Below are 7,673 nucleotides of genomic sequence, written 5' to 3' on the forward strand. Positions count from 1 at the left end.
GGTGTCCACGACATCCACGGCTTTGTTATTCCGGTCGGCAAGAAAGTACTTGCCGGCCTCGACGTAGCCGATGTCGAAACTGAATGGTGGGCTCGATGCATTGGGCACAGCAGTGTTGGTCAGCAGCCTCGGTGGTGGCGGTGCGACGTTGGTCTTGACTCCACCGCCTCCACAGCCAGCCAAAGCGGCGGTAGTGAGCAGCACCACGGTCATCAATGGGTTTTTAACCGATCCCATGACATTCCCCTTACGCGTACATCGTGTGGTTCACGATTCCGGGCGCGGACACCTCGGGGTTGAGCCACAGTTGACTATCGAATACTGCATACAATCCCGCCAGATGTGAACCCGATCACATGGTTGTCTCAGGAGACTCACACCTATCCGCGCAGGAGGCTCGCAGAAACGCCGACATCTGGGATGGGCTTCGTTGGCACGATCGTGCGTTGGCGACAGCCCTCAGGCATTGATCGACGGCACCGGGCGATGCGAGATCGGCCGGGTCTCCGACAGGTACGGGCAGCGCGGGACGCCGGTCAACTCACCGGTGTCGGCATGTTGAGCGGCGCAGGGTGGTGGCTGCGGCACGGAACATCCGCTCACGCGATGCCTCATGACGGGTCGCTCGGGACGCCCCGCCTCGCGCTTCATCCTGGCCCGGCAATGTGCTCCCCGATCGCGGAGTATCCGCATGAATCGCTAACTGAGAAAAAGTGATCCCCTGTTGGGGCTTCCGATGGGCAATCTACTACCGCATTGGCTCCTGATGGGTGAGCAACTGAGACAAATTGCCGTTAATAATATTTGGTGGCCGCGTCTCACTCGTCCCATACCATTAATATCAAGTTGTTTTGCTAGGTGGGAATGTTGCGGGAACGTGGGGGCCAACTCCACGCGATTGGCTATGGCGTGGAACCTGATTGCGAATGCAAAGTGTGGAACGATGCCCCACCGATCCGGCCATCGCAGCCGCAAACAAGGGGCGACCCACTTAGTCCAAGTATGACGATACGTAGCGACTTTCAGCGCTACTGTGCTTGAACGAAATATTGACGTGGCCGTATCCGTCCAGCAATCGTGGAGGTCGTCAGCGGTAGGACGCGGATATCCCCGTTACACCGCTGCGATCGCCGGACTCCTCGCGATTCTGAGGCCGGCTCATTCCCGGGTTATCGGCGGACCAGCCGGCCGCCGAGGACTCGTCGTTCACGGGGCGTTCGCGGCCAGTCCATCCTGACCCCAGACTGTCAACGATCTCAGTCGTCGCAAATTTAGCGGGGTCGCGGGCATGTGCCCGTACTCGGTGGCATGCAGCCAGGCATCCACCCGGGCACCGGCCGCCGACAGCCTCTTGTGGCCAGCCCAACCGCACCCGCACACGGCGCGCGACCCGCCCGCTGTCAGGACGAACACCCGGCGGGGCTGGAGGCGACCAGCGACGGCGTCCGCGAATACTTCATCAGTGGTGGTCATCATTTCCGTACTCCGTTCTTGAGGGATGGTTCCTTCAGAAGACGATGGTCTGGTTGCCGTATCGGATGACGCGGTCTTCGCAATGCCACAAGACCGCCCGTGACAGCACGGCACGCTCGACGTCGGCGCCGAGACGTGTCAGATCCGAAACGCCGTCGCGGTGGTCCACTCGCACGACGTCCTGCTCGATGATCGGTCCGTCATCGAGCTGTTCGGTCACATAGTGCGCGGTCGCGCCGACGAGTTTGACGCCTCGCTCCTTGGCGCGCCGGTACGGGGCCGCCCCGATGAAGGACGGCAGGAACGAATGGTGGATGTTGATCAGGGGACAACCGACGTCGGCTAGGAAGTGGGGTGAGAGGACCTGCATGTAGCGGGCCAGCACCACCAGGTCGACATTGCCGCGCAACACGTCGAGTTCACGTTGTTCTGCTTGTGCCCGAATGTCTTTGGTGGCGGGCACGTGCAGAAACGGCACGCCGAACGAGCGGGCCTGATCGGCAAGGTCGGGGTGGTTGGAGATCACCATCATCACCGACATGTCCAGTTCACGGCGCCGGTTGCGCCACAGCAGATCCAATAGGCAGTGGTCGTCTTTGGACGCCATGATCGCCACCCGCTTGGGTTTGGAGGCGTCCGTGAGTCCGAAGTCCATGTTGAACGGCGCGGCGACCTGCTCACTGAAGCCGCATTCCAGCGCAGGTAGTGACGTCGTCAATCCCGGCAGATGAAAGATGGTGCGCTGCACGAATGTTCCGCCCGACCGCTCAGTCGAATGCTGATCCAGCGAGACGATATTGGCTCCGGCCCGGGCCAGGAAGGTGCTTACCGCCGCTACCAACCCGGGCCGATCGGCGCAGCGCAACAACAGCCGGCCGACATCGTTGACCGGCAACGCCTCCCGATCGAATTGGGGGTACCGCCCCTTGACCGGGGCGTCCACCCCCTCAACATTGCTTAGAGTCGTCATGGCTTTCCTTCCCAACGACATTTCTTCTGTCTGCTCTGTGCTTTGCGTCAGGTGGTGACTGTGTGACCCCACGATGTGGGCGCCGGTACGAATCGGGGGCGTCGGGCCTGCCGACGCCCCCGCTGTACGAATATCAGTACCTCTACCGAGGCCCTGCCGTCCCGGTTATGACGACGCGCCCTGGGCGCCGTTCGCCCCGCTGGTGCCGCCGGCACCTGCGGTGCCGGTTTCCCCGGTTGCCCCGGTTGCCCCGGTTGTGCCCGTGGCGCCGGTAGCGCCGGTAGCCCCGGTTGTGCCTGCGGTGCCGGTAGTGCCGGTAGTGCCGGTCGCACCGCGACCGCCGAACAGCCCGCCGCTCCCGGGGGTACCGGCATTTGCGCCGGTTCCACCGGTTCCGCCGGTTCCGCCTGCTGCGCCGGTTCCACCAGTTCCGCCCGCTCCGCCTGGACCGCCGGTTCCGCCCGCTCCGCCTGGACCGCCGGTAGCGCCGGAGCCGCCGAGGCCGCCGACCCCCCCGACTCCGGTGCCGCCGGCACCCGTGCCGGCGCCGCCTGCGCCGCCGACCCCGCCGTTACCGCCAGCGTCGCCGTTACCGCCAGTTCCGCCCGTGCCACCGGACGTGCCGTTAGTGCCGCTCGTGCCAGCCTGGCCAGTTCCGCCGGTTCCACCGGTTCCACCGGTTCCACCGTTACCGGCAGCCCCGCCGCGACCGAAGAGCCCGCCGCTGCCGCCGTTGCCCCCGGCGCCCGCAGGGCCGCCGTTGGTGCCGTTGGTACCGACGACGGTGCCGTTGGTGCCGTTGGTGCCGTTGATCCCGGCAGCACCGGTTCCACCGGGCAGCCCGGCAGCGCCGGTTCCGCCGTCGCCGCCGTTAGCGCCGGCACCGCCGGTACCCACTCCGGTGGTGCTGACCCCTGCGCCGCCTGCTCCGCCCGCGCCGCCGTTGGTATCGCCGACTCCGCCGTTTCCGCCGACTCCGCCGTTACCGCCGATGGCCACTGCGTTTGTGCCAGTCGTTGAGGATGCGCCGCCTGCGCCGCCTGCCCCTCCGTTGGCGCCGTCGGTGCCGTTGCCGCCCGCAGCGCCGTTCCCGCCGGTCGCCACGGGTGCCGTACCCGCCACCGCGCCACCGGCTCCGCCAGCGCCGCCGTTGTTGCCGTCACCACCGGCGACGCCGTTGCCACCGGTAATTGTGCCGGTCACGCCGGCGGCGCCCTCGGTGCCCGCCGGGCCACTCGGCGTCGGGTTCACACCGTCAGCACCGGTCGTGGGCGTCGTAGGCGCAGCAGCGTTCCCAGCGGCCGTGCGCGCAGCACTCGTAATGGCGGCTGCCGTCACCACCGTTCCCGTGCCGGTTGTGCCGTTTCCACCGACGCCGCCGGCGCCGCCGTGGCCGAAGAGAGAAAGGGTACCGGCGTTGCCGCCATTGCCGCCCGCCGCGCCGACCCCGCCGGCGCCACCGTCGCCTCCGCTGCCGAGCAAGGCGAGGAACCCAGCGTTGCCGCCGTTTCCGCCCGTCGCGCCGATTCCGCCGACACCGCCGGTGCCACCGTTGCCGAACAGCAGGCCGCCGTTGCCGGCGCTGCCGCCGACCTGTCCCGCGGCACCCGATCCGCCGGTCCCGCCGTAGCCGATCAACATCCCCGCGTTGCCGCCGTTAGCGCCCGTGCCCGGCGCACCGTTGACGCCATTGCTGATGAAGATGTTCACGATGGGAACCAATCCGGCGATGCCAATTAGGCCGTAAAACGGATCGCCCGTCATGGGGCCCACGAACGTGGCTGCTGCCAACGCATTCGGGGTCGGCGTAAGGGCGAGGCTGGGTCCCACCAGGCCGCTGGATGAGCAGCCCGCCCATGCCAGAAGACATTCAATGGTGGGAGGTGACGTTGGCGGGGCCAGCGCCGGCGCGGCCTGAGCGGTGCCGGCACCAAAGGCCAACATGACACCGGCTCCGGCCATGGCAAGCCCTGTCGCATATGGGTAAACGGAATTCTTCATTTCAAGCTCCTAATCAGGCTCCCTAGAGCCGCACTGCAGGTTGTGACGTGACACGCCGTGTACACCGATGGGCTGTCGCGACGACGGTCGCGAGCGCGTTGTCCTCCCCGGTGTCAGTCCTTGCGGTTATGCATGTCATCATACGCGTATGCATGACTGCCTGCAATGGTCGCGACGAGGACTGCGCTAGAGCATCCGAGCGGTACGGTGAGCAGTCCTCGGGAACACTCGAAGGCGGGAACTTGACGACGAAACTCAATGCAAGATGCAAAATGCCGAATCACTGAAACCCTCGCCAGCCAACCCTATTGCGGTTATGCCATACCCTGACCAGGTGGGTGAAACGACATGGTGGCGGTATGTCGTGACGTTGACCGGCAATGCGGCACAGAAGGACATCGCCGCCGCGACCGGCATCGATCAGTCCAGCATCTCCCGTTGGCAACGTGGCACCAACACCCCACGTGCCGAAGCCGCGGTCGCCCTCGCGCGTGCGTACGGCCGGTCGCCTGTCGAGGCCCTAGTAGCCGCCGGGTACCTGTCCAGCACCGAGTTGGGGGTGGTCGAACTAACGACGCTTACCGGTGACCTGACCGGGGTGTCTGTCGACTCACTGCTAAGCGAGCTGAGGCGCCGGGTCCTCGCCGCGAACCCAGAGGACGCCAAGTCCTGGCCGGCCGGTTGGTCCGCCGACAATCCGGGAATGCGCTGAGTCCAGAATCCCGAGCAGGCCGACGACCTCAACGACTGACAGATCCTGGGGCCGCACCCGCGACAGCACCTGTTCCAACTCCCTGCGCAGATGTGGCAATACACAGCTCCGGCCCGTCATCACATGATCGCGTGCCGCAACGACGTAGTCGCTCTCCTCCGAGAATTCCGTACCGACCATGATCGCACCACCGTTGACTATTTGAGGCGTCGCGTGCGGCGGAAGACCGGCCACGGCAATACGCACTCCCGCAATATCTTTCGTAAGCTAATCGATTACCCACCAATTTTCACAACCAAACACATCGCCCGAGAATTCTCTGCCAGTTAACTGCAACACCAACGTTGCGGCCGGATGCCGAGCTGAGCGGACCACGGATCGGGACTGCCGACGAACGACTGCCAACGGCGCCGAAATTGCTGGACGCGAAGTCGCTGCGGCGACCCTGCATTCAGTTGAGCAGTGTCGAAACGCCATGCGCATCAATGTCGTTGGCAAGATGATCTTGCGTGCCGTCAACTATGGTGGCCAAACCGGTCTGGGAGGTGCATCGACGCTGAGCACATGTAAACAGTTGCGATGCGAAGAAGCGAACAGCTCGATTCCCGCGAGCCACCATCTCGGCATCCGGCTGGCTAGCAAATTCGCCGGGTGCTACCGTGTATCCGACGAGTCGCTGGCCGTAATTCAAATCCGTAAGTTAACCGCCGGCGTGTGAAGTAAGTTCACCCACCTGAGCATTAAATATGTAATTCTCGAACATTTTTCAACGAGCTCGCGACGTCGCCGAGCAAGGATCGGGACGGCATCACAGCGATGGATAGTGCCGCCTTGGACGTCACGCAGATTACGACGACAGGTGCGTCCACGCCCTCGCGCAAGGTCTCATGCCGTCTGGGCCGTTTCACCGCAGTGTGCACAAGTCCGATCACACCTCGCCCGTACGGTCCCTGGCGGTTACCCATCGCGCTGACCACCTGCCGATCCTCAGCGCGATGCAGCGCCCACGCCGGTTTGGCCGCGCGTCATGACGCCCGCGAGCAGCGCTGCGCCATCATCCCTGGCGAAGGTGCACCTTTGGCCGGGTGGTTGGTCGGCCGACAACCCGGGAGTCAGCCGGTCTCAGAACGAGCAGCAGAGCGGTGATCTCAACGGCTGATAGATCGTCCGGTCGCACCCGCGACATCAACTGCGCCAATTCCCACCGCAGATGTGACGACATGAAGTTTTGGCACGCCGTCATATCGTCCAATCCTCCCGCGATGCGTTTGCCGGTATGTGGGAGTTGAGCGTCGCTCACGTTTCTCTCTCTGACTTTCCGAAGAGTCGCCTGTCGGTGACTAGCCGGCACGGATCTAGTCGAGCGACAGACCGTCGATTCCCACAATAAATTGTGTTAGCGGATGTAACCGTGTTTGTTAACTGAACAAAAGGTTTGCGGTGGAACGTGCCACGGGTGGCCTCGACGATTACCGGACGAGTGTCGATCCGCGGCCGGTCTGGTAGCTGGCCAACCTGAGGCAGCTGGCCACTGCAGCCCTGCGGGCAGTCAACGTCGAGGATCCCGCGGCGTTCCATGACCATCACGACGCTAGGTTGGATCAGCGGAATAGCGGGCCCGCAATCGTGCCGCGCAGCATGGATCGGGGCGTTGATCTTGGCCAAAGACAGTGGTAGGCGCGGGTTGGTCGCCCAGCCGCAAGGACACACCCCCCTGCTCATATCGCGAGGTTTCACCACGATGACGGCGCCGGCGCGACCCACCTCCATCACTCCCCCTTTCGTGAACACCCAAGCTCGGTGAAGGTTGCTTCACAAGGCCGTCGGCTAAGGTGCGGCCGGTGCGGCCCGGTGAATCGGGTTTGCCGACCACTCCCGTGGCAGCCGGCCCGCGGGCGGCGATCACACAACCGCCGCGGCAGTAGTAGGAATGTGGAGTTTCACCGCTCATCCAACTGTGCGGTTCTTCGAAGGATTAACAAAGATGGACGAGTTTCCAATGCAGTATGTGCTCATCGCGGGTCTGAATTCATGAGGCATTTCCCCTATCTTTGATTTGCCAGGGGTTATATCGTTGATTTGCCTCGACCGCCCGCCGGCGTCGGCGCAGTGCAAGGAAGGGGCGTCGGGCGTTCACGGAGATCCTGCTGGAGCGGGAATCGGTGTTGGCCCGTTTGGGCGTCTTGGCGCAGCGGGCTGGGCGCGGCGTTGGACAGGTGGCGTTGCTGCGCGGGGAGGCCGGTGTCGGCAAAGTCCGCTTTGATTCGCCGCTTCATCGCCGGCCTTGACGGCCACGTAAAGGTGGTGCGCGGTTCATGTGATCCGCTGGCGACGCCGCGACCACTGGGACCGCTGATCGACATGCCGCCCCAGCTGGCGAAACCCGAGGCATGGGCGTCGAGGCAGCGACAGTGCAGCGCGTGCTTCGTCACAGCTCCATTTCAGTGACGACAGGGACGAATGTGGACGTCATCGAACAGGTTCGGCGTTCGGCCGTCGCGGGCGTGGATTCACTGC

6 protein-coding genes are annotated in these 7,673 nt (G+C 64.3%); 2 read left to right on the top strand and 4 right to left on the bottom strand.

Annotated features, from left to right (window positions below):
- The 4 genes from QOD90_RS07430 to QOD90_RS07445 form a co-directional block, all read right to left on the bottom strand.
- Positions 1-213: hypothetical protein (locus QOD90_RS07430; RefSeq protein ID WP_526348187.1), on the bottom strand; the 213-nt coding region annotated here is incomplete at its 3' end.
- A 246-nt stretch (positions 214-459) separates the two neighbouring features.
- Entirely contained in the window at positions 460-588 is a 129-nt protein-coding gene (locus QOD90_RS07435; RefSeq protein ID WP_526348189.1) for a hypothetical protein, read from the bottom strand.
- Positions 589-1,507: 919 nt separating this feature from the next.
- The gene (gene purU / locus QOD90_RS07440) at positions 1,508-2,443 is read right to left on the bottom strand and encodes a formyltetrahydrofolate deformylase (protein ID WP_526348191.1); all 936 of its coding nucleotides are present in this window, start codon (positions 2,441-2,443) and stop codon (positions 1,508-1,510) included.
- Positions 2,444-2,608: 165 nt separating this feature from the next.
- Complete coding sequence (locus tag QOD90_RS07445) at positions 2,609-4,444, bottom strand: PGRS repeat-containing protein (RefSeq protein ID WP_526348193.1); 1,836 nt, start codon at positions 4,442-4,444, stop codon at positions 2,609-2,611.
- A 334-nt stretch (positions 4,445-4,778) separates the two neighbouring features.
- Here QOD90_RS07445 and QOD90_RS07450 point away from each other — a divergent pair, with 334 nt between their 5' ends.
- On the top strand, positions 4,779-5,156 hold the full coding sequence (locus QOD90_RS07450) for a helix-turn-helix domain-containing protein (protein ID WP_526348195.1): 378 nt from the start codon (positions 4,779-4,781) through the stop codon (positions 5,154-5,156).
- A 475-nt stretch (positions 5,157-5,631) separates the two neighbouring features.
- Complete coding sequence (locus QOD90_RS07455; RefSeq protein ID WP_526348197.1) at positions 5,632-5,874, top strand: hypothetical protein; 243 nt, start codon at positions 5,632-5,634, stop codon at positions 5,872-5,874.
- The last annotated feature ends 1,799 nt before the right edge of the window (positions 5,875-7,673 follow it).

Origin of the sequence: Mycobacterium sp., from assembly GCF_032161845.1 — a bacterium.
In the GTDB taxonomy this organism is placed as follows: Bacteria; Actinomycetota; Actinomycetes; order Mycobacteriales; family Mycobacteriaceae; genus Mycobacterium.